Here is a 20724-nt window from a genome sequence, read left to right on the forward strand (position 1 = left end):
GTGCCCGTCGCCACCGGGCACCTCACCGCACAGATACGAGAGGCCACGGTCGATCCGTTTCCGGCATCCCGGTTCCTCGCAGACAGCGGTTACTCCATAACCTGCTGGGATCTTCTTACCAGCACGGTAGATCTCATAGAATGCGTAACCCACAGCTTTCCTCCTGTCTGAGATTCTTACGGCTTCGCCTTGCCGGTCCCGGTGCACTCCGGGCAGACAGTAGCGAGCTGCTGCCCGCCGAATGCGGAGTACAGGGTGCCCTTTCCTGAGCACTGCCAGCACAGGCCCTTGGCGCGGGCCTGGTCGGGATGCATGCGGCCGTTCTGCTTGATCCACTGCTCATCGGTCATGCCGCTGTTCGTCACAATCTTTGACACCTGATGTCCCTTCGCTGTAACGGATTTGGGGGCGGAGATCTGCGCGTACCAGGCTCCTCCGACGCTGGATCCTCCGTGGGCCTTCTGCTCATGGGCACGCAAGGCCCGTGTAGCGGTTTTTGCGTCGCGGTAGTGGGGTTTCTCGCGTTTTCCGCACGGACAGCGCCAGCCGATGAGTCCGGAGTGCTTGTCGGGCCCGAACCGGGCGGCCTTGTGGGCTTGCCATTTCGACACCTTGGTGGTGGCGGGTTTGGCCGGGCAGGGGTTTGATCCGCTGAAGGTGCCGTCTTTCTTCTTGGTGAAGATCTGGCCGTTGCCGCCGCAGGTGGCGCAGCCCTGGTGGGTGGCCCGGAGAATGGCCGCGTCTTTGCGGGAGCGGATGGCGGTCCGGCGCCGGGCAGCGTGGTGGGCAACGGTGCGGCCGAGCCAGCGGGCGGCGCGTTCGCTGAGGCTGTGGTGTTGTGGGCGGGGGCCGGCTCGGGCGCGGGGCGTGATGGTCTTGCTCGCGGGTCGTTTGCGGGCGGTGGCGGTCTTCTTCGCGGGCATGATCGATGACCTCTCACGGGAACGGGCATATATGGATCAATAGGGCGGCGGGTGCCCGGCGCAACCCCGGCAACCACCCGGCAGACACCCGGCGACCAGCACTGATACGCCGCCGCTGTGCCGAGTGCCTGCCGGGTCTACGCCGTCTGCCCGCCGGGGTTCTGCCGGGTCTTCGCCGGGTCCAACAACCCCGCCGCCGCCCGCTCCACGGCCTCCCGGCGCCATCCCCGCAGGTGCTTGCCTTCCGGGCAGTCGGTGCGGTCTGCCGTCACGCCGGGTGCGTGCGCTCGGAGCTTCTTGCTCAGCGTGGTGGCGTCCATCCCGGTAACCCCCGCGGCTTCGAGGGTGGGCAGGAGTACCTCGCTGGTGGGGAGGAACTCGCGGCCCTTCGCGTCAAAGATCCGCAGCAGGGCGGCCACGAGTACGGCGTCCGGGTTGCCGATGCCCGTCAGCCGGTCGGCTACCGTGAGCTGGCCGGCGGGCCCGTACTTGCTGGTGAGGTCGAGCAGGCCGGCCTCGGTGAGCGTGTCGTGGTCGAACCACGGACGGCCCGCAGTCGCCCTCTCTTTGACCGCCCGCTCGATATCGTCCCGGGAGAACTCGTTCCACGCGTACAGCAGCGGCCGGGTGAAGCCGGGGCCCTGGATGTAGCAGCGGCCGGCGTCGTTCTTGATGGTCTTGTTCTGGGCGGGCTGGAGCCGGTGCGGCAGGAAGCCCTTGGCGATGGCTCCGCCGCCGAAGACGATCGGCACGTCGTCTTTCCGCGAGGCGAGCATGATTTTGAGGGTGAAGGAGTCGGCGATGGCGTCGCCGAGGCTGTCGCTCGTGGAGTCCTGTCCGGCAGCGGTCGGGTAGACGCCGGACTGCTTTCCCAGTCGTACAAGCTTGATGAACAGCTCCTTCGCCTTCGGGGAGAGGTAGATGAACTCATCGACGAACGGGAAGATTGCCGGGTGTTCGCGGGAAGCCACCCAGGTGTCGCCCATCTTGAGCCGGTTGCGGACGGCATTCCGTGCCTCGCACATGCGGACCAGGTAGCCGAGCCACTCCTCGCACTCCTGGCTACCGCGGATCGGGGGCACGGCCATGACGCCCTCGAACTCGCGCAGGCCGTCCTTGACCGGGTCCAGGTCGAGGGCGATGGCGTCATCGCATGCCGTGACCAGCTCGGCCAGATCCCGTAGCGCTCCGGTCGACTTCGCCGCACCGGACACACCGATGACCAGGATGCGGTTGCCTTCCAGGACCAGGCTGAAGTCCGAGCCGTCCATGCAGCGGCCGAGGTTGTGCGCATCCGTAACGCTCAGGCTGTTGGGTGCGTGGATCGCGGGCTTGGCCATGCCGGCGAACGGGTCGCCCAGGCGGAGCCTGACGACCAGGTGCGCCTTGTTCTGGGTGTCGGTCTCGGTCATGAACCCGCCGTCGGGCATGTGCATGTGGGTCTCGAGGTCGTCCAGGGCCGCGGTGACCTTGCCCGGCTTCGATCCCTTGAGGGTGACGTCGAACTCCCAGCCCCAGTCGTAGCGTGTGCGGAACTGCAGGCTGGACGTGCTGATCGACTCCGCGTACAGGGCACGTGAGAGGCACTCGGCCGCCTCGTCGGGCCTTGTACAGGCAGTGAGCGGGAACGGCTCGTCCGGGTCGTCCTCGGCCGTGTGCTCGGCGGCCAGCAGCTGGCCGACCGGGACTTGATGCTTGAGCCGGTAACGGCCGTACAGGCTCAGCACGGTGGCAGCGGCCACGCACTCGACGCCGGGAACGAACATCCACGGCAGGTTCAGCGTCATCGACGTGATCCCGTCGGAGGCGACAGCCCCGACTCCGGCCCAGCCGAGGAACCTCCACCGGTTGTGCTGGGTCTCGATCACCCGGTTCCAGTCGCTGCCGGAGCTGATGCCGCCGAGGGCTTCCTGGTGATCGTGGGCGCGCACGTACCGGTAGCCGAGGACGCTGGCCGATCGTGTTCCGTGTCCGAGCCAGCGCAGCCACGTCCAGGCGCCGCGGGCGGTCCCGCCCATCATCCGGCCCGTGACCGAGGCGACGACCATCGCCGCGCTGCCCGCCGCCGACACGGCTGGCGTGCGGTCCGCAATGACCTCGATCGTGCCCGGCGCGATGTCGTCATCGGTATCGGTGAGTTCTGCCTGCGGGGTCTTGTTCAGGCTCAGTGGTGGCTGCTCGGCGATGGTCATGGCGTGCTCCTGGGCGGGGTGTGCGGTTTCCGGGGCGGGGCCGTCGGGAGGGTGTCAGGCGAGCCGGTTGGTGCGTTGCAGTGCGGCCTTGGCGCGGGCCTGGTCGCATCCGATGTGCTGCGCGACGAAGCGAGCAGAGAGGGTGGGCTGTTCCGGGTTCAGTGCACGTACTTGCTCGTCGAGTTCGCTGTCGCTGAGGGGCGCGCGTCGTGTGCGGCCGTTGGATGCGGGCCGCGAACCGGCCCACCGGCGCCGGGTCGCACTGTCCGCGGGAGGACGGTTACGTGCACCCTCTGCCCCGTCCTTGCGAGCACCCCCGGAAGGGGTCTGGGCGGCCTTCTCCCGGGCGTTCTCACGCTTTTCCTGACGAGATAGATGGGCTGCGTTTTCGTCACGTACAGGGCCGCTCGCCGGCGCCTGGTCCCGTGCGCTTCCGGGCGCCAGCTCCAACTGCACGTTGCCCCCGCCGGAAGGACCGCCCTTCGGGGCACGGTCGGACACGCCTCCCGAGAGACCGCCGTTCTCGCCGCCCTCACTGCCGGCCGGGAACAGATCCGCGAGCAGCAGGTCAACAGCCGCACGTTCGGGAGTCCGCCCGGCCTCCGCCAGAACCTCCTCGACGATCTTGTCCGAGGCCACCTCGACCGCCAGCGTCGCCGCGGTCGTACCGAGCGGAAGACGGTGCACGCTGTACCACGCCGCCGCCCACACCTCATCCCGCGACCGGCCCGACTCCGGGTCGGCCGCCAGCAGCTGCCGGTAGCGCTTCCACTCCTCGGCCTGGCTCACCGCCCAACCCGCCTCGAGCCACGCCCGGTCACGATCCAACGTGCCGGGAGCCGCCTCAGCCATCAGGCGCTCGAAATACTCCCAACGCATCGGGAAGAACTGCTTGCGCTGCTCGTCCTGCTCGGTCTCCTGCCGCCGGACGGCCTCCTGAGACTCCTTCTCCTGACGCTCCCTCTCGGCATCCTGCGCCCGCTGCGTGCGATCGCGAGGGTCAATGGCGGCCTGCGTCTCCAGGTACTGGCGCACCTCCCAGACCGCCGGGCCGAGGATCGACGTGGCAGCCAGACTCAAGCCCGCGATCAGGCCGAACTGCAATGTCCCATGGGTGGCGTTGACGTACCCGGCGAACGAAGCCAGGGTTCCCGTCAGCGCCCAGAACGGCCCCCGAGGCAGCCCCTTACGGTGCGCCCACTTCGTCCCCAGCACCCCGACCCAGGCCAGCAGCTCCAGAAAGAACGGGACCGGCAGCATCGGCCACGCCAGGCCCGACGCCGGCCCCCCCGCCTTGTGCAGACCCAGGAAGTAGCCGATCTGAGCAGGCAGCGCAGCCGCCAGCCCGAGGGCCACCGCGACGGTGGCGACGCGCTTGAACCCGACGCCGTCATCGGCACGGGCCTCGCGCTTCTCGCGCTCGATCTGCTCCTTGTCGTCTTTGGCTTCCCGCCGAATGCCGTCCAGCTTGCGCTGATAGCCGGCCTGCTTGACTTGCTCGGCCAGCTTGGCCGTTGCAGCCTGCGCCTTACTGCTCTCCGCCTCGTGACCGGCAATCTCGGCCTCGGCCTTGGTTTTCCCTGCCTGCGCTCGTGTCAGTTGGGCAGCGGCATCACGCTCTTCCCATGTCCGGAATCCATCACTCATCGGGGGTCTCCTTTCAAGGCTGTTCAGGAAAATCTGGTCAGGTGTCGCGGTGGAACTGATCTGTGTTGATCAGCCGTAAGGAAGCGGATATGGAACCTATATGCGCAGTAGTGCTCACGTGTCAGTCCTCTCAGAACGGTTCGAATCTTCGGTCGGCATCGTCCAGGCGGTACGGAATTCCTCCGCGAACGCGGCAGCTATACGGGCACCGGCCACCGCCCCGAGGGGCGGCAGGCCGGTCCGCAGCGAAACCTCAAGCTCAGTACGGGCAGCGAAAGTTGCCAGCAGATTGGCTATCACCCGGTGAATGCGCAGCAGCAGCGTCACACTCCCCAAAGTGATCAGCAAGATCGCGAGGAGGAGGCGCGCTACGCCCACGCGAACCGCGCGCCCGAACAGCTGCCACCGAGTCGGCTTCGCGGTGATCAGATAGGCGTGCACAGCGACCTCCCACCCCCATCAGCCGTTCAGCGAACGCCGGCCTTGGCGCGCTTCCGCGCTCCCCAACCGGACTGGTTCGCCGCCTCCTCCGCCAGGCCCTCGACCTTCCAGGAGCCCGACTTCGAGTACTCGTCGTCGGTCTGGTAGCCCGCCGGACGGTGCAGGTACAGCGGCCCGTGCGCGAGCCACACCGCAGCGGCCGTGCGATGCCCGCACATCGGCTGACCAGTGATCAGCTTGTCGACCTTGGTGAAGTGGTGCTCCTTCAGGCGCTTGGCATTACCCCAGGGCTGCTGGTACTCCTCGATCGAGTACCAGACATCCCCGACCCGGACCTGGGCGGCGAACTTGCGGGCCTCGGCGCTGATGCGGGCGTCGCAGATAGCGCCTTCGATCATGTTGAGCAGTCCCATCGCGGATCTCCTTCAGTAGGTGGTGCGGATGTCAGGGATCGCCGCGCTACGGGCGGCAGTGGCGGCCTGGCGGAGCAGGTACAGCACCTCGCCGGCAGTGCGGTCCGGCATGTCGTTCCAGCGCCAGAACGGCATCGACAGTCCCCGGCTGGTCAGCACCTGCTGCAGCTGCTCCCCCGCCGCCCGCACGGTCGCCTCGGTGCCGTAGCCGAGCTGGTACAGCGCCTCCAACGCCCCGCCGATGCACCGCCGACCGCCGAGGGTCCGCGCCCGTCCCCGCGCCCAGCCGAACCGTTCGATGACCAGGGCGGCCAGCTCCAGGAGCTCAGCCACCGGCACCACGCGCCCGGCCCCGTGCGAGTGGCGGAGGGCGGGCAGGGCCCAGTCGGGCAGGAACCGCAGCACCGCGGGCGGCGACGCCAGCCCCGGCGCGTCCTCGACCGGAGCCACCGGCGCGGGCCGGTCGGGGCCGGCGAGGGCCTCGGCGACGAGCTCGGCGGTCGGCTTGCTGACGAGTGGGTGCGCCGTCGGCCGCGGCTGGGCCGCCAGGTACTTCTCAATCTCGGCGACCAGCCGGCCCGCGTCCACGGACTCCAAGCCGGTGTCGGCCACGCTCACTTCGGGCATGATGCTGCTACCTCCTGCACTGCTTGTCGGGTCTCCTGCATTGCTGGTGTGGGCTGGGTGGAGGGGCGCCCCGGCTGCTGCCAGGCGTAGGGGGCGCCCCGACTCACTACTTGCGGCAGGACTTCGCGTGTTCCACGGCCGCCGCCAAGGCCGGCGCCATGCCGAGCCTGAACTCGTACTTCTTGCAGCCGGAGCAGTAGCGGAACAGCTGACCCGATAAATCCCGGGCCACATAGACCTCGCTGCCGCGCTTCGTCCGGAGAACCTTGCTCGCGATCTCGTGCTCCACTGCACTCGCCTCCGTCGTGAGTCACACCGTCTGGTACGAAAGGGCCGCGGCAGTCCAGGCGTTTACCGAGTCCTCCAACTGCTGGGACACCGCAGCGATATCGAAAGGACCGGCCTGGTGCTCATCGACTCGGTCGGATCCCGGGCACAGGGCGTGCTGGACGGCATACGCCTCGCCCTCGTCAAGGGAATCGATCGCGGACAGCGCCAGCACCTGGCCCATCGGGTGGTTCACCAGGCCCAGCTCGCAGTCCACCAGCGACCGGCGTTCCTCCCGACGCCCCGGGCGATCCGCCTGCATCGCATGCACCAGCTCATGCACCAACGCCGAAAAGACGAGATCGAGCGAAAGGCCCTTGAGCGCCCGCCAGTTCAGACCAACGAGCACGCAGTCAGTACGCGTCACGGCCGTAATTCCGTCGGCCGTCCCGACCTCCGCGAAACTCGACCACCAATAGCCAACCCGGGCCTTCACGCTTCCCCGCCGCCAGCCGGCAGCCAGCAGTGACCACGTCGCCAAACCAGTGCGGCCAGCCACCACGACCGTCACCGGCGGCATCGGAACCCCGAAATGCCCCTCGACGGCGGAGACTGCCGGTCCCACCATGCGGCGGACCTCACGCACCAGGCCGAGCGGGGCAAGGCCCGACGGCTCCACCACGATGTCCACGGCGGGTCACCCAGCCAACTTGAAGCGGCAGGAGTCGGCGTGCGCCTGCGCGTCTGGGTAGGCCAGGTGCGGGAAGGGGCCACCTGTGTGCCCCCGCTGGCGGCACCCGGTGCACTCCCAGGAAAGATTTCCCCCAGGCTTCTCCACCACGTTCACGTCTGCACCAGCACCGTTGGTGGTGGTCGACACGATCCTCGCGTCGGTGATTAGCTTTCCGAAAGCCATTGCACTCCCCTTCTCTTTGGACAGGTCGCCGGAACTCATCAGGTGTAGCGCCACTTGTCGGAAGGCTCGGCGGAACGGGCGGGGCAGTCAGGCTCGCCGCACGTGCAGTCCTCATCGCAGAGGCCCCGGACGGGAGCCAGCACACCGTTCCTCACGGCGTCACCAAAGCGGTTGTCCGGGAGGCTGCGGGCGGTCTTGTCGATGGCCTTGGCGGTCTTTCGGCTGAGGAAGCCCATGATTGCGTCTCCTTTGGGGTGGCGTTGGCCGTGGGCGCCGCTCGCCGACGGCGAGTGGCGACTACGAACCCTTGAATTCGTTTCGAGTTGATTCAGACGTTGCGCTATCACGCGGGACCGGTGCCCATAGCGCCAGCACGGTCGCCAGCGGCAGGACAATCACCAGCAGCACCATCGCGCCGATCGCGAAGAAGACCATGGCGATCACGGACCATCAGGCCGTGGCATGGAACGACACTTCCCGGCATGGGCATTGGCGTCCCCACGGGCATCGCTCAGATCACGAAATCCCTCATCGTGGTAACCGTCGTATTCACGCCCGCAGGCACCACAGCCAGCGCAACGCCACTTGAAGCCATCGACCTCATACGGCTGCTCAGCCCCATAAGGAGCCCCCCGGTAGTCGAACCGGGTCATGAACCGGGCACGATGTAGCTCGACCGTCGCGCCGCCCTGCGTCAGGAACCGCATCAAGACGTTGTTGGGGGTCGAGGGCTGTTCGGCGTTGACGGTAGTGGTTGTTTCGGACACGTTTTCCTCCTTGGGGTGACGGCGGAAAAGAGCGAGCAGAGACACGGCGAGCTCCTTCAGGCATAGCTGTGCCATGGAAAGAAAGGACAGGGAATTTCAGCGAGCGACTGATCCGCTCTCCTCACCGCCCGCACAACGCCGGGCGGATCGGACAACCGATCAGATACGCCGCAGCTGCCACGCGGCGTAAGTTCGGTACCCCTTCACCAACTCGACCAGCCGGCCATCAATACCCTTCACGGCAAACCGGCCGCCAGCGTGCTCAGCGTCATAGAAAACGACACCCCGCTTCCCCGCAGTACCCGGGTTGTCGACGCCACCGTCGACAACCTCCACCCGGTCACCCTTACGAAAGTCCATGATCCCTACCCCTCGTGATTCCTTCACCCAGTCACGCACCGGCAACGGCCCGGGCCAGCACCGGCCACAACACCGAGTTGCGGCCCCACATCGGGTCAATCACCGTCACCTGGCTGGCACCAATCGCCTCCTTCACAGCCTGCGAATGGCAACCCTCGAGAATCTGCTTCACCAGGCTGCGAGGCATCGGGCACCCGAAGGTCGAGTAGTCCCGGCCATTCCGTGTGGTGACCACAACGCCCTTGGACGCGGCGGGGTCAACGGCACCGATGCGGTGTGCAATGAGCCGCAGACCTGCCCGCGCCGCACCCGCGCGAAGCCTGTCGAGCAGTGCCTCGTCGGCAACGAATCCCGACACCGTCGCGCACTGCCGCCACCGAAGTCGATCGAACCCGAGCTCGTCACAGCCGGGTTGCGAACCCTTCGTGATATATCCGCCCCGGTTGCAGGCGGCGAGGACCGGCACGAGCTCCGTGGTCTCCTCATCCGGCCCGTACCGTGGTGCATATCCGGGGCGGGAGCTGATCCCGCCTTCCAGCCACAGGGCCATCAGATCGCCCACGTCGCCCAGAGTCCGGGCGGCCTCCCAGCGGCACCGGTCGGAACGGCTCATCCAGGGCAGCTTCATCATTCCCCCTTTCCTGACCAGTAGTTGTGGCGGGGCAGCCGGCCACAGCGGTTGGCGTGGGACCAGGCGGCGAGTGCAGCCTCCTGGGGATCCAGGTAGTCCTCACCATTGGAGCCGCAGTCACAGTTCCAGCCGTGGCGGCCGCCGGGCCGCAGAACGGACTCCACGCGGTATCCGTCGCGGGTCCGGCCGAGGTAGTTCACGACACTTGCCTCCGATCCCGCCACGACCACGCGGTCTGCCCGCTGTCGGCGTCGCCACTCGTCAGACGTACCGGTGAACATCACGCCCCCAGCCCCGGCGCCCATCACGAGGAGCACCCGCACACAACCGGGCATGAACCCGGGCACCCAGCGCGGCCGTCTGAGCATCCACAACCGGCTGCCCCGCCGCACCGCACTGACACACCCACCCGAACCGGCCACCGCCCACAGGGCGACTGGTCACGTCGTGCCCCTTCTCACTGCGGCACACGAACCTCATCGCCGACCCCCACGGCCAGGACGCATCGCGCGGATGTCGTTCATCAACCGCCGGCCACCCGGCGCTGCCCGGTCCAGGTCGATCGCGGCGAGCATCAGATCCGTCATCCGGTCGTGATCCCCGGCAGCCTGCGCGTTCTCGAACTCGAAGACCACGACCTCACGCCACTCCGCCTCCGCCTGCACAATCTCCAGGCCAGAAGGACGAGACTTTCCGAACGCACGCATATCCGAACTCCCTTGCACATCACGTGACTTGATGGAGCAGAACACCGGCCAACAGCCGACACGAACAGCGGCTAAAGAGACCCGCCAGGAACACGCCGCGGCAACGGCGGCAGAGAATCGGTACGAAGCTTGTCCCGCTCGTGCTGCGGCTCAGGCTCAGACAACATCGGGGTATCCCCAGTCCGCCAGAACACGACGAATACGATCCGCGAACTCCGTTACCGGACGCCCAGAATCAAACTCACCAACCACCTGAACGGCAGTCCGAACATCCCAGCGCACAGCCTCATACGCCTCATCCGCCAACACCCGAGCCAGAGCCGCCTCCACCCGCAACCGAGGCAACTCCTCCGACACGGCATCCGTCAGCGCCTCCTCCGCCAAGTCCGCGGCAAACCGCAGCACACCCGCCTTGCGAGCCCGGTACCCGGCGTCAACCAGCAACTCCAGCGGCCACCGCGACGTCACCATCGGCCCGTCATCCAGTTCACCGACACGCTCCACCGCCCGAACCAGCAAAGCCACCACCGGAACCGGCAACACGGCGCCACACGAAGCCGCCACCGTCACCACCCCCGCACCCGCGGCTGCACCGCATACCGAGCCGCGTTCGCCTGCGCATCACGCAGCGCGTCCTGGAACAGCGGCAGAGACGGGCGGTTCTTGTCGAACGGGTCCCGCGCGATCACGTTGATCCGGGCCAGCAGAGCATCCGCACGCTTCTGCTCAGCAGCCGCCACACGCGGCCTCGGCAACTGCACCGTCACCACCCCCGCACCGCAAGAGCACGACGACGAGCAGCCGGCACAGTGGGCAGCGGCGGAAGAGCGGGCGTCGACTCCAAGGCACGACGGATATAGGTCGCCGCGTCATGAGCCAGACGGTCAGCCTCCGACAGGCCAGGCTGCGTCGCAGTAGGACGGGACTCAGAGAATCCGGTGGTGCTGGACATCACGCCACCTCCTTCGACACCTCGGCGGGTGCCGTCGACTTCAGGACAGACTCGGGGATTCGGAGGGCGCCCGTCGCGCCGTCTCCAGGCCTGTAGGGCTGGCCGTTGCGGTAGGCCGGGAGGAATCCCTGGTGGATCCAGCGGTAGACAGTCGCGGGATGCACTCGGAAGTGCGTCGCGACTTCTCGAACTCGCAGCATGGCGCCTCCGATCGAGTGCTTCGCGTCTGACCAGGACTATAAAACCTCTCCTCATAAGGTAGCAAGCCTCGCGAGGTGAATTTGGCCAAGGAGGAGTAGGCAACTGTATGTATCAAGGGCATAGGGTGGGAGGTCGGAAGGGGTATCGCCAGCAGGAGGGGAGGCTCAAGCGATGGCCGATATGCACCGCCCATCGGACACGCTCGCCTATGTCCAGCCGCGCAGCGGCGGACAGGCTGACGCCTGGACCGAGGAATCGGCGCAACGTGGGGGCCAGCGACTCACCGATGTCGCCGAGGTCGACCCGCCCAGGGAGGTAGCCGCCGCTTTGCAGCTCCCCCCTGGCGCGAAGGCGGTCGTGCGGCGCCGCACGATCCTGCTCGACGACGATGCCATCGAACTCGCCGACTCGTATTACCCAACATCAGTCGCTCGTGGCACTGCTCTCGCCCAGAAGCGGAAGATCAAGGGGGGCGCCCCGACCCTCCTGGCGGAGCTCGGCTACCGAGTGCGCCACGTGTCCGAAGATCTTGAACTCCGAGAGGCGGACGAGTTCGAACGCGAAGCCCTTGCGCTACCCCAGGGGGCGAACGTCCTTGCCCTGCTCCGGGCAACGCGCGCCGAGGACGGGAGCGCGTTCGAAGCGCAGCTGATGGTCATGAAGGCGCCTCGCCGCCTCCACTACGAGATCGAGGTCGACTGAATGCCCCAGCCACACAAGGACAAGCGACCGCTCGCCGAGCGGATCGCTGCCGAGATCAGAAAACAGATCATGTCGGGCGACTGGCAGCCTGGCCGCAAGGTTCCAACGAACGAAGAACTGCGCACCCAGTACGAGACGTCGAACGTCACGATCCAGCGCGCCCTCCAGATCCTTAAGGACGAGAAGCTCCTTGAGGGCCAGACAGGTGTCGGTGTCTTCGTGCGGAGCCAGCCGGCACAGACGATCATCCCCGCCCACTACACCACCCCGGCTGAGAGCGGTCAGCGCTACCGCTGGCTGACCGAAGCCACGAAGCGGCAACAGCGGGGAAAGTACAAGATGCTCGACGTCAGCGAGGTCGCACCGCCCATGGAGGTGGCCCGGGCCCTCCAGCTCGAAGACGAGGGAACCGCCATGCTGCGGTCGCGCGTCGGCTTCCTTGATGACCAGCCAGCTGAACTGGTGCACTCGTACTACCCGATCGAACTGGCACGGGGTACGCGCCTGGCGGATAGGCGCCTGATCCCTGGAGGGTCGCCAGCCTTGCTGCTTGAGATGGGGTACCCGACTCGATCGCAGGATGACGTCGTCTCGTCCCGGCCAGCGACGACAGAGGAGTACGAAGCTCTGGAGATCCCTCGCGACGTGCAGGTGCTTGAGATCTTCCGCATCGTCTACAGCGACAACGACAAGCCGATCGAGGTCACGCTGCTGACGAAGCCTGCACATCGGTTCAAGATGGGCTACCACATCGAGATCGCCTGACTAACGCTCAGCCCTTCGCCCCCGGCCGGCCGGGGGCTTTTGCGTATGCCCGCATGGGGCTTGATACAGAGGCGAATAAGCTCTACGGTCAGACGTGCGGGAGTGACCGACGCCACACGCTCAGTTGGGAGCGCCATGCCCGGATCGACCGAGCACACCGCGCTCCACCGCCTCTACGACGCCGACGGCCAACTGCTGCACGTCGACATATCCCGGGGCATGGCCGTCGGCGCGCGACAGGGGCGCGTTCAACACCGAACACCTTCCTCCGCACAGGCCGCTTCTGCGGCAGACTGGCCACGCCAGACGCCATGACCCTTTTGACCCTATAAATGCAGGAGGTAGTCGCGATGGCACAGCCCGTCGAACCTTTCGATGGCGACCAGCCGCTGTTCCCGATGCCGCCGATCACGGAAGCCGCACTGAGAGTGGCAGTGAGGCGCCTCAATCTCATCGAGGCCGCCCGCTTCGAGCGCGAGTTCCACGAGGCGTGGCAGGAAGCGGTGCAGACCGACTCGACCGTGCCTATGCGGACGTTCCTGCGGAAGTGGGCGGAGTTCGTTGCGCTGCACCGCTACCCAGCCCGGTCGGCGCGCCTCCGTGAACTGGAGCGCGCCTTCCAGAACGCCGACACCGACGCAGAGATCCGCAAGGCCGGAGAAGAGATCGCGCGCCTGCTGGCGGCCGCCGGAGCTGAGGTCACCGAGTGACCGACTGGGACTGGGACTACTTACCCACCACAGAGGAAGTCGTCCGCGGGTTATCCCCGACTCTGCGGCAGGAGGTGGAGCGGTTCGGACAACGGCTCGCCGACGCCGCCAGCGTCCTCTACCTCGGTGATCCGCTGGTTGAGGACTCGGGGGTCTCGGGAGTGCAGTACTTCACCGAGGGCCCGTGGCTGATCGGCTACGTAGAGCACCGCCGACGACGCACCGTCTACATCGTCCGTGTCGTGAACCCCGAAGCGGACAGTGCCTGAGTAGCAGTACGGCCGGGGTGTTCGAGCACCCCGGCCGCGAGAACCAGCGGGCTCGCATCCCGCTGATCGGTGACCCTGCATCTCGTCAAAGAAGGGGATCGTCATGACTGTACCAACCGTGCCTGCGTCCGTCCCAGGTCTCGTGACGGCCTACCGTCCGGTCCGTGGACGGTTCACAGTGCCGTTGGTCGACGGCGGTCTGCACGTGGAGTCGTGTCCGGCTGGCTGCGTGACCGACCACGCCGAGGATGCGCGGGGCGCCTTCCTCGAGGACCTGATCCACCACTTGGGTGGGGAGGTGTCGATGTCCATCGGGGTCGAGGACGGCGTCGATGGCATGGTGCAGCTGCCGGTACTGCGCGCGCAGGTGCAGGTCGACCCTTACTCCTCCGAGGCGCGGACGCGTGTCCCGCATGTGGTCCTGGAGCCGTCGGCCGGCGAGGTGGTGACGGGGCTGAGTCCGGTGGAGCTGGCGGCGGTGGTGGCTCGGGTGCGTGCGCACTGCGACCGGCTGGAGCGGCTTGGCCGCCGGCTGGAGGCCGCGCGGGCGGCCTGGGAGTGCCGACGGTGAAGGAGACCGCGCAGGCCGACTCCGTCCAGTAGCGCCAGCACCCGAGGGAAGAACTCATGGGGATCCGTCTGATTGTCGAGGTCATGGACCACTGGCAGGACGCCGGCCTGACCGTGGGCGAGCGGGACGACCTGCTCGTCCTCGCCGAGAACGCGAACGACCAGACCCGGACGACGTGGGGTTCGGTGCACGCGCCGTACATCCTGCGGCGGGCGAACAAGGGGGCGGCGGGCTGGAAGAACGCGATCGGCAAGCTGGCGAGGAAGGGTCTGCTGGCTCAGCAGACGCCCGGCCGTGTCGGGCAAGTCGCGGTGTACCGGCTGGTGTCGTTGTGCCGGGAGGCGCCGCACGACGGATTCCAGGGGAGCTGTACGCGTTCGGAGAGGGTCACCTCCCAGGTGACCCACCGCCTGGAAGAGGGTCACTTCTCGGGTGACCCTCTTGAGGACAAGGGTCACCTCCTGGATGACCCTCAGGGTCACTCCACAGGTGACCCTCTTGGGCGGGAGGGTCACCTGACAGGTGACGAGAGGGTCACCTGGGAGGTGACCCCTACCCCTCTTTACCCCTCTTCTAATACCCCCTCTACTACCCCCTCCTCCTCCGTGGCCGAGGTCGGTGCTTTGGCCATAGCTGGCAGGGGGGTTGAGGAGGGCGACAGAGGAAATCTCTCTTCAGTCGCTCGAGCCGAGCCGCTCGTCGACGCGCTGGACTACCGGGGCCGACCGCCAGGGCGCAGCCAGCGGGACAAGCTGATCGCACGGGTGGCCGCGGCCCTGGGCGCCGGGTGGGCGGAGGGCGACCTGAAGACCTACCTGGATCTCGGTACTGCGGCGGTGCGGTCGGCGGTGGCGGTGTACCTGCACCGGCTGGCCGAGGGGGAGTTGCCCGACGCGACTGCCTGGAGCGCACGCCAGAGCCCGGTACTGGCCGGGACGGACTCCACGGTCGCTGGATGGCTCGCGCTCGCTGCTGACGGCCTTCCAGAGTCCCGGGGTGCAGCGCCGGGTGGGCATCGGCCGTACAGCAACAGCGTGTGGTGGGAGCCGGCCTCGCCGGAGGAGGCGACGCGGGTGCCGCACTGCGGTGACCTGGAGTGCGACGAGGTGACGAGGCTGCGCGAGGACCGTGATCACCGTGGGCTGCCGGTGCTGAGCCTGTGTCCCCGGTGCCATCCGTCGATGCAGCTGTGACGGTGCCGGGCGGGTGTCCGCCCGGCGATGAAGGGGCTGTCGCGACTCGACGGCGGCCCGCCATGAACGGCCGGACGGTCGTCCGGTCTCAACCTGAGGGAGGATTCATGTTCGCTGTTGGTACGCACGTCAGGATCCTGAGCGTTGATCATCTGCCTTACCGTCGGGCGCCGAGGCTCGTCGGCCGGGAGGCAGTGGTGACGGATCACGTGGACGACATGTACGAGGTCGCGGTGCTCCACGCCGGTCGGGTCACGACGATCGTGCGGTGGATGTTCAACGCCGAGGACTTGCAGGCTGCTTGAGGATCAGAGCCCGATGGCCGCGGCTGGCACCCCGGGCTGATGTCAGTGGGTGGGGAGTCCGGCGGTGGCGGTTGTGGCGCCAGATGACGGTGAAGATCGCGGGTAGTTGGGTGGGGCAGGGCTCGTGTGCGCAGACGGATTTGTGGGCGATGCGGCAGGTCGTGAACCGCGAGGGCAGTGCTGTCTTCCAGTTGATGACGCGACCGTCCCCACCGACGACCCATCGCAGTCCCGGTGGTACCTCGGCGACGGGGAGCTCGATGCGGGGTTCGAGGAGGACGTAGCGGTCGTAGCCGGTCTGTCGCCGGTCCTGCTCCTGGCCACACGTGCGGCAGATCGGTGGTGCGTCTGGCGCCGGCGCGAGTGCGCCCTCCTGGAGCGCTTGTTCGTCGTCGGCGATGTGCATCTCGTCGCTGAAGCAGCGGTCGCAGAGCGGTCCGTAGGGCTGGCCGCGGTCGGTGACGCTGCCGCCGATGGTCGGGCATTCCCGGCAGATGTGCGGTTCGTAAATGGCCCCCATTGTGCGGATATTGCTGCCGTCGAGCAGTTCCGGCGAGGTAGTGCTCGGCCGTTTGTGCTGGTGGCGAGTGGTGCCGGTGGGTTGGCGAGCGGCGGCCGGGTTGTCGTTGGTCCCACGGCTGTACAGGCGGGGTGGCCGTGGCGGCTGTCTTGCCTCTCGAGTTCCCGTCTGCTGCACGGCAGCGGTCGGGGTTTCTGTCAAGGGCTGTTCACCGGGAAGGGGGGTTTATGGGCTGTTTCGTCGTAGGTGGTTCGGCCGGGGTGCATCATCGCGTGCGCTGGTGAGGCCTCGAGGTGAGGAGTGTGGTTATGCCTTTGGCTAGGGGTGCGCGGGTTATGTGTGAGGCAGTGCGGTGCACTGGCTGCCATGAACGCATGATGGTGCGCGAGGTTCACATGGATACGGGCGGGACCGTGTTGCGCTATGACCAATGGGAGTGCGATTGCGGTCACCGTCGCGCAAGCACAGAGGAAGTGCGATATGGCTCGGGAACAAGTCGAGGGTATGTCGTGCCCTAATTCGGGCTGTGGGGGAACGATGACGCGCACGGTGCTGATGGAGGACGACGGCACGGTGCTGAGTGAGAGCATGTGGGTGTGCTCAAGCTGTGGATACTCGCAGTAGAGGCTCACGGTGATGCGGGGCGGCCGGCGTGTGTCGGCCGCCCCGTTTCCTTGTGCGGTTCACATGACCGCTCGCATTACGAGGGCCGTACCGCGCAGACTTCCTGCTTCAGGTAGTTGTCATCATTCTGGCTCGTGATCACGATGTTGCCCTGGACACTCTTCACTCGGGCAAGTGGGACAGGAACCGTTGAATCCACCATCCCTTGGGCGGAGTTCGCGCTGACGTCCACGTCACTCTGCTTGGCCGTGAACCAGTCGCTTCCCCCGTTGTCGGCTGCAGTCCTTGCCCCGTTGCCGAGCAATTCCGTCACGGAGTGGCTTCTGCCGTCGGCACCAGTCACGGCCAGCTGGAAGGTAACGCTGTAAGGGTTACTGTCTGTTGGGGGATACGGTCGGCCGGAGTCGTCCAGCACCAGGGCACTGTACGTTGATGCACTTGGACTCTTCTGAGCGTCCGTGTACTGGATGATGCAGTTGGTGAGCCCATGCTGGGCACCGTGGGCCAACGGCTCAGGCTTGACGCCGCCGCTGCGTCTTTGTTGCGGAGGCGAGGGGGAAGCCGAGCGGGGAGCTGGCGTGGGCCGCGGCGACGAGGTGACGCGCGCGCTCGGGCTAGCAGACGCCTTGGCGTCGGCCGGCGCCTGCTTCGGAGGTCCGATGATGGCGCCGAAGACTGCCAGCGCGGCGATGCCGAGAACGAGAGCGCCACCGCACCCAAGACACCCCTTCTTCCGGGCGGACATGCCCGACGTCGGTACTGCTGGCTGCGACTGCTGGCCCCAACTGGGCGTGGCCATACGGCCCACCTGCCTCCCATACGACGCCAATGCCCCCACCAACGACACTGGGCCGACTGAGTGACGGCGGGTCCTCAGGAAGTTGAGGTCACCCCCTGCCCTTACCAGCAGCTGTGAAAGGGCCTGGCCGCCTTCTACGCGTTCCCCGCCTGCCCCGAGGACGGCGGCCTATTGTGAGGCATTGCAGTTCTCCTGTGCACACTGGTGTCAGAACTCCTACTGCTGCCGAGGAGCCCACTGTGCAGGACCCTGCCGACGATACGTACACCTGGCCCACCTGTACCGTCTGCCACTGCGATCTGTGGAATGCCGAACTCGACCGCGTTGCCTGCCGCCGCTGCCAGCAGCGCACCGACCACAACCTTGAGGCTCTCGCCGGCGAAGGGGGCCTGTACCGGGCTCTCTCACGTGCTCTCGCGCCGGGTGCCAGCAGAGGCGAGGCGCGGGTTTCCGGCGGCTGCCGTACTGCTGCGCCCCTGCCGCTCCGTCTCGAACCCCTCAGCCTGGCCGCCCGCGGGGGAGTCGTCACTGTGCTGCAGGACTGGCTCGCCGACTGGCACGAACACCTCGGCTGGCATCACCCCCGCTGGGAAGGGGACTTGCCGCAGCAACTCGACCAGGTCGTCAAGGCGTTGAGGAACAACCTCGAATGGGCCGCCTCCGCGCATCCGGCGTTCGGGGATTTCTCAACGGAGGTCGCCCGGCTGGTGGGGACGTGTCATCACCAGGTCTCGGGGGAGCGGCCGGAACGGCGGATAGCCGTCACCTGTCCCTGTGGCGGAACGCTGCGCATCACCATCTCCACGCCCGGCGCCCGGTGTGTTGGGTGCGGTGCCCAGTACACGCGTGGTGAAGCGCTGGAACTTCCCCTTGCGCCCCGGGGGATGGCGGCGTAGAGCCGCTGCCCCTTCAGCGGCATTGCCTGTGACGGCTGGGCTTGGGCAGTTGCTTGCACGGGTGATCGGAATATGTCACAGTGCCCCCATCGCACCACAACTGTGTCTGCAGACTTCTTCAGCCCTCGGCTTCCGCCGGGGGTTTTGTGTTGTCAGGGGTGGACCGTGCGCCTCACTGAACTCCATGTCGATGACCTCGTTTTCGCCCACGAGGCCGAAGCGGCCACCGGTGTACCTCAGGCTGTGATCCGCCAGTGGGCGTCACGCGGAAAGATTCATCGCTTCTCTGGAGAGCACCGCCTCACCGGACATGGACACGAGTACAAGACCATGTACGCGCTCCCGGAGATCCAGGAACGAGCCGCCTCCTACCGGCCCACCCCGCAGCGGGGCCAACGGGCCGCATGAACTCCTCGCGGGACGGTCGAGCCCCCGGCGGCAGCTCCCGCCCGCGAGGAACCCACGCCTGCCAATGGTGAGGGCAGGCACGGGACGCCACGGCTCCAGACCCCCGTCGTCGCGTGCGTCCCCGTCCGCCCGGCCGCCTCGAAACGGCCGGGCGGACGCTCTCCACTCCGCCAGCCTCCAGACGTGCACGAGGCGCGGTGACCATGCTCACGGCAGGAGGACCCATGTCCGTGCTCGTTGACAAGCTTCATGCGTTCCTGGGCCGGTTCACCGCGGTCGGCAAGAAGGACGTCGAGGACGTGGTGGCGGCGGTGACCGACCATCTCGTGCCTCTTCTCGCGGAGGCGCGCACGGAGTTGGTCGCCGACATCAGCCAAATCGTCACCGAGGTCAAGGCCGACGAAGCCAAGATCGCTGCCGAAGTTGCCAGGCTCCTGGGCCACACGCAGACGCCGCCCGCCCCGCCGGCCCAGGACTGAGCGTGTTCACGCACCTGTGCTATCTGACCGCCACGGTGATCTGGGCGATCGCCGCCCTCACACCGGCTGCCCCCGGCGGCCCGGGCCTTGATCGCGCCCGCATGGCATGCACCGGTCTCGCCGTCTACGGCATACCCGCCATCGCCCACAACGGATAACCACCCACGGGAGGCAGACATGACCATCCCGCCTCCCCAGCCCGCACCGACGCCATCCCCGGGACCCGTCTGCGGCGCCTGCCGCGAACGGCCGGTCGTGCACTGGCAGCGGCGTCTGACGCCCGCCGAACTGGCCGCGCACCTCACGGCCGAGCAGGACCGCCGCGACCGTGCACTGCAACTGGCGGACCCGCAGCAGCCGGCCCCGGATTTCGGGCCCCTGCCGCAGGAAACCGACCTCACCACCCTGGCCTTCGCGTGCGCCGCGCACGCCATCAGCCTCGACGCCGCCGCACTGATCCACCAGGCCCGGTGCACCGCCCCCAACACCGCACACCTCCCCGGATGCGACTGCACACCCGAACCCCTACCGTCGCCGGACCGGCAGACCGAGCAGCAGACTGCCCTGCAACTGCCGCCCGGCTGGGGCACCGGGGGCGAGTGATGCCCGGCCGCCAGCCGCCGCCCGACCGGCAGTGCACCGCCACCTGCCCCCCGCGCGGCAACAAGCCGGAACGACGCTGCCCGCAGTGGGCCCGCCCGGGCAGCGACACCTGTGTGGCGCACGCCGGGGACCTACAGAAAATCGGCAGCCCGCCCCCTGAGCGGCAGTGCACAGCACACCGCAGGAACGGCGATCGCTGCCCGAACTGGGCCCTGAAGAACCTGCCCGTATGCCGCTACCACGGCGGCAGCAACAAGCGCTCCCAGGCCGCAGCCGAGAAACGCCGCGCGGAGGCAGCCGTGGAAGCCCAAGCCCGCAAAGCCCTCGCCACCCTGGGCGCCGACCCCGTCGACAACCCCCTGGTTGCCCTGTCCCAGCTCGCCGGCGAAGTCCTCGCCTTCAAGAACGCGCTGGCCCAGCGGGTCAACGCGCTGGAAGAGATCCGCTACCAGGGCGGGGCAGGCGAGCAGGTCCGCGCCGAAGTCGTGCTGTACGAGCGGGCCATGGACCGGGCAGGCAACATCCTCGGCACCATCGCCCGCCTCAACATCGACGAACGCCTCGCCGCGATCTCGGAGAAGCAAGCCGAGACGGTCATCAAAGCCATCGACGCCGCCCTGGCGCACGCCGGCGTCACAGGACCGGCAGCGAGCGAAGCCCGGCAAGTGGCCGCCCGAAGGCTTCGCGCCGTCTCCTGACCGGAGGTGAGCACGTGGATGCTCTCCTTCGCGCGGCGGAACTCCTGGAAACGCCCCCGCCAGATGTCTTCGCGGATCTCGGCTACGTGCCGACCCCGAAGCAGCAGGAGTGTCGGCGCTCACGTAATTGGCCCGTGG

General features: G+C 67.5%; 31 protein-coding genes. 11 read left to right on the forward strand and 20 right to left on the reverse strand.

Annotated features, from left to right (window positions below):
• Window positions 1-176: 176 nt before the first annotated feature.
• The 18 genes from ACLHRZ_RS11475 to ACLHRZ_RS11560 all read right to left on the reverse strand — a co-directional run bounded on the left by ACLHRZ_RS11475 (window position 177) and on the right by ACLHRZ_RS11560 (window position 11043).
• The gene (locus ACLHRZ_RS11475; protein ID WP_490418235.1) at window positions 177-923 is read right to left on the reverse strand and encodes a hypothetical protein; all 747 of its coding nucleotides are present in this window, start codon (window positions 921-923) and stop codon (window positions 177-179) included.
• 137 nt (window positions 924-1060) lie between these two features.
• Window positions 1061-3115 (reverse strand): hypothetical protein, encoded by a 2055-nt coding sequence (locus ACLHRZ_RS11480; RefSeq protein WP_490418236.1) that lies wholly within the window; start codon window positions 3113-3115, stop codon window positions 1061-1063.
• A gap of 54 nt (window positions 3116-3169) precedes the next feature.
• The gene (locus ACLHRZ_RS11485) at window positions 3170-4762 is read right to left on the reverse strand and encodes a hypothetical protein (RefSeq protein ID WP_490418237.1); all 1593 of its coding nucleotides are present in this window, start codon (window positions 4760-4762) and stop codon (window positions 3170-3172) included.
• Window positions 4763-4876: 114 nt separating this feature from the next.
• Window positions 4877-5203, reverse strand: a complete 327-nt coding sequence (locus tag ACLHRZ_RS11490) for a hypothetical protein (RefSeq protein ID WP_490418238.1) — start codon at window positions 5201-5203, stop codon at window positions 4877-4879.
• Between the two features lie 26 nt (window positions 5204-5229).
• Window positions 5230-5616: a hypothetical protein gene (locus tag ACLHRZ_RS11495; protein ID WP_490418239.1), complete on the reverse strand. Its 387-nt coding sequence runs from the start codon at window positions 5614-5616 to the stop codon at window positions 5230-5232.
• A gap of 12 nt (window positions 5617-5628) precedes the next feature.
• Window positions 5629-6243 (reverse strand): DUF6197 family protein, encoded by a 615-nt coding sequence (locus tag ACLHRZ_RS11500; RefSeq protein ID WP_490418240.1) that lies wholly within the window; start codon window positions 6241-6243, stop codon window positions 5629-5631.
• Window positions 6244-6349: 106 nt separating this feature from the next.
• Window positions 6350-6532: a hypothetical protein gene (locus ACLHRZ_RS11505; RefSeq protein ID WP_490418241.1), complete on the reverse strand. Its 183-nt coding sequence runs from the start codon at window positions 6530-6532 to the stop codon at window positions 6350-6352.
• 21 nt (window positions 6533-6553) lie between these two features.
• The gene (locus tag ACLHRZ_RS11510) at window positions 6554-7201 is read right to left on the reverse strand and encodes a hypothetical protein (protein ID WP_490418242.1); all 648 of its coding nucleotides are present in this window, start codon (window positions 7199-7201) and stop codon (window positions 6554-6556) included.
• 263 nt (window positions 7202-7464) lie between these two features.
• Window positions 7465-7662: a hypothetical protein gene (locus ACLHRZ_RS11515; protein ID WP_490418243.1), complete on the reverse strand. Its 198-nt coding sequence runs from the start codon at window positions 7660-7662 to the stop codon at window positions 7465-7467.
• Between the two features lie 61 nt (window positions 7663-7723).
• Window positions 7724-7870, reverse strand: a complete 147-nt coding sequence (locus ACLHRZ_RS11520; protein WP_490418244.1) for a hypothetical protein — start codon at window positions 7868-7870, stop codon at window positions 7724-7726.
• A complete protein-coding gene (locus ACLHRZ_RS11525) occupies window positions 7867-8238 on the reverse strand; it encodes a hypothetical protein (RefSeq protein ID WP_490418245.1) in 372 nt (123 codons plus the stop codon). Before ACLHRZ_RS11525 ends, ACLHRZ_RS11520 begins: the two co-directional genes overlap by 4 nt.
• A 114-nt stretch (window positions 8239-8352) precedes the next feature.
• Window positions 8353-8553 (reverse strand): hypothetical protein, encoded by a 201-nt coding sequence (locus ACLHRZ_RS11530; protein WP_490418246.1) that lies wholly within the window; start codon window positions 8551-8553, stop codon window positions 8353-8355.
• A 31-nt stretch (window positions 8554-8584) separates the two neighbouring features.
• Entirely contained in the window at window positions 8585-9184 is a 600-nt protein-coding gene (locus ACLHRZ_RS11535) for a DUF6919 domain-containing protein (RefSeq protein ID WP_490418247.1), read from the reverse strand.
• Entirely contained in the window at window positions 9181-9384 is a 204-nt protein-coding gene (locus tag ACLHRZ_RS11540; RefSeq protein WP_490418248.1) for a hypothetical protein, read from the reverse strand. The genes ACLHRZ_RS11535 and ACLHRZ_RS11540 overlap by 4 nt, the downstream gene beginning before the upstream one ends.
• 276 nt (window positions 9385-9660) lie before the next feature.
• A complete protein-coding gene (locus ACLHRZ_RS11545) occupies window positions 9661-9891 on the reverse strand; it encodes a hypothetical protein (RefSeq protein WP_490418249.1) in 231 nt (76 codons plus the stop codon).
• Between the two features lie 156 nt (window positions 9892-10047).
• The gene (locus ACLHRZ_RS11550) at window positions 10048-10464 is read right to left on the reverse strand and encodes a hypothetical protein (RefSeq protein ID WP_490418250.1); all 417 of its coding nucleotides are present in this window, start codon (window positions 10462-10464) and stop codon (window positions 10048-10050) included.
• Window positions 10458-10658 carry a hypothetical protein gene (locus tag ACLHRZ_RS11555; protein WP_490418251.1) on the reverse strand — a complete coding sequence of 67 codons (201 nt, stop codon included), beginning with the start codon at window positions 10656-10658 and terminating at the stop codon, window positions 10458-10460. Before ACLHRZ_RS11555 ends, ACLHRZ_RS11550 begins: the two co-directional genes overlap by 7 nt.
• A 184-nt stretch (window positions 10659-10842) precedes the next feature.
• Entirely contained in the window at window positions 10843-11043 is a 201-nt protein-coding gene (locus ACLHRZ_RS11560) for a helix-turn-helix domain-containing protein (RefSeq protein WP_490418252.1), read from the reverse strand.
• 172 nt (window positions 11044-11215) lie between these two features.
• Here ACLHRZ_RS11560 and ACLHRZ_RS11565 point away from each other — a divergent pair, with 172 nt between their 5' ends.
• The 6 genes from ACLHRZ_RS11565 to ACLHRZ_RS11590 all read left to right on the forward strand — a co-directional run bounded on the left by ACLHRZ_RS11565 (window position 11216) and on the right by ACLHRZ_RS11590 (window position 15254).
• The gene (locus tag ACLHRZ_RS11565) at window positions 11216-11746 is read left to right on the forward strand and encodes a UTRA domain-containing protein (protein WP_490418253.1); all 531 of its coding nucleotides are present in this window, start codon (window positions 11216-11218) and stop codon (window positions 11744-11746) included.
• A complete protein-coding gene (locus tag ACLHRZ_RS11570; RefSeq protein ID WP_490418254.1) occupies window positions 11747-12511 on the forward strand; it encodes a GntR family transcriptional regulator in 765 nt (254 codons plus the stop codon).
• 350 nt (window positions 12512-12861) lie between these two features.
• Window positions 12862-13221 (forward strand): hypothetical protein, encoded by a 360-nt coding sequence (locus tag ACLHRZ_RS11575; RefSeq protein ID WP_490418255.1) that lies wholly within the window; start codon window positions 12862-12864, stop codon window positions 13219-13221.
• Window positions 13218-13490: a hypothetical protein gene (locus tag ACLHRZ_RS11580; RefSeq protein ID WP_490418256.1), complete on the forward strand. Its 273-nt coding sequence runs from the start codon at window positions 13218-13220 to the stop codon at window positions 13488-13490. Before ACLHRZ_RS11575 ends, ACLHRZ_RS11580 begins: the two co-directional genes overlap by 4 nt.
• A gap of 103 nt (window positions 13491-13593) precedes the next feature.
• Window positions 13594-14061: a DUF6907 domain-containing protein gene (locus tag ACLHRZ_RS11585; RefSeq protein ID WP_490418257.1), complete on the forward strand. Its 468-nt coding sequence runs from the start codon at window positions 13594-13596 to the stop codon at window positions 14059-14061.
• Window positions 14062-14117: 56 nt separating this feature from the next.
• A complete protein-coding gene (locus ACLHRZ_RS11590) occupies window positions 14118-15254 on the forward strand; it encodes a hypothetical protein (RefSeq protein ID WP_490418258.1) in 1137 nt (378 codons plus the stop codon).
• A gap of 276 nt (window positions 15255-15530) precedes the next feature.
• Here ACLHRZ_RS11590 and ACLHRZ_RS11595 read toward each other — a convergent pair whose 3' ends face one another.
• Window positions 15531-16079, reverse strand: coding sequence for a DUF6083 domain-containing protein (locus tag ACLHRZ_RS11595; RefSeq protein WP_490418259.1), 549 nt, complete (start codon window positions 16077-16079; stop codon window positions 15531-15533).
• Between the two features lie 700 nt (window positions 16080-16779).
• Window positions 16780-17118: a hypothetical protein gene (locus ACLHRZ_RS11600; RefSeq protein ID WP_490418260.1), complete on the reverse strand. Its 339-nt coding sequence runs from the start codon at window positions 17116-17118 to the stop codon at window positions 16780-16782.
• 623 nt (window positions 17119-17741) lie between these two features.
• On the opposite strand from ACLHRZ_RS11600, the gene ACLHRZ_RS11605 reads away from it, so the two are divergent.
• From ACLHRZ_RS11605 to ACLHRZ_RS11625, 5 genes are all read left to right on the forward strand, one after another.
• Window positions 17742-18398: a hypothetical protein gene (locus tag ACLHRZ_RS11605; protein WP_490418261.1), complete on the forward strand. Its 657-nt coding sequence runs from the start codon at window positions 17742-17744 to the stop codon at window positions 18396-18398.
• Between the two features lie 632 nt (window positions 18399-19030).
• A complete protein-coding gene (locus ACLHRZ_RS11610; protein WP_490418262.1) occupies window positions 19031-19285 on the forward strand; it encodes a hypothetical protein in 255 nt (84 codons plus the stop codon).
• A gap of 2 nt (window positions 19286-19287) precedes the next feature.
• The gene (locus ACLHRZ_RS11615; RefSeq protein WP_490418263.1) at window positions 19288-19443 is read left to right on the forward strand and encodes a hypothetical protein; all 156 of its coding nucleotides are present in this window, start codon (window positions 19288-19290) and stop codon (window positions 19441-19443) included.
• A 19-nt stretch (window positions 19444-19462) separates the two neighbouring features.
• Complete coding sequence (locus tag ACLHRZ_RS11620) at window positions 19463-19888, forward strand: hypothetical protein (RefSeq protein ID WP_490418264.1); 426 nt, start codon at window positions 19463-19465, stop codon at window positions 19886-19888.
• Window positions 19888-20586, forward strand: coding sequence for a hypothetical protein (locus ACLHRZ_RS11625; protein ID WP_490418265.1), 699 nt, complete (start codon window positions 19888-19890; stop codon window positions 20584-20586). The genes ACLHRZ_RS11620 and ACLHRZ_RS11625 overlap by 1 nt, the downstream gene beginning before the upstream one ends.
• Window positions 20587-20724 lie beyond the last annotated feature (138 nt).

It is taken from the genome of Streptomyces sp. AM25, from assembly GCF_058146165.1.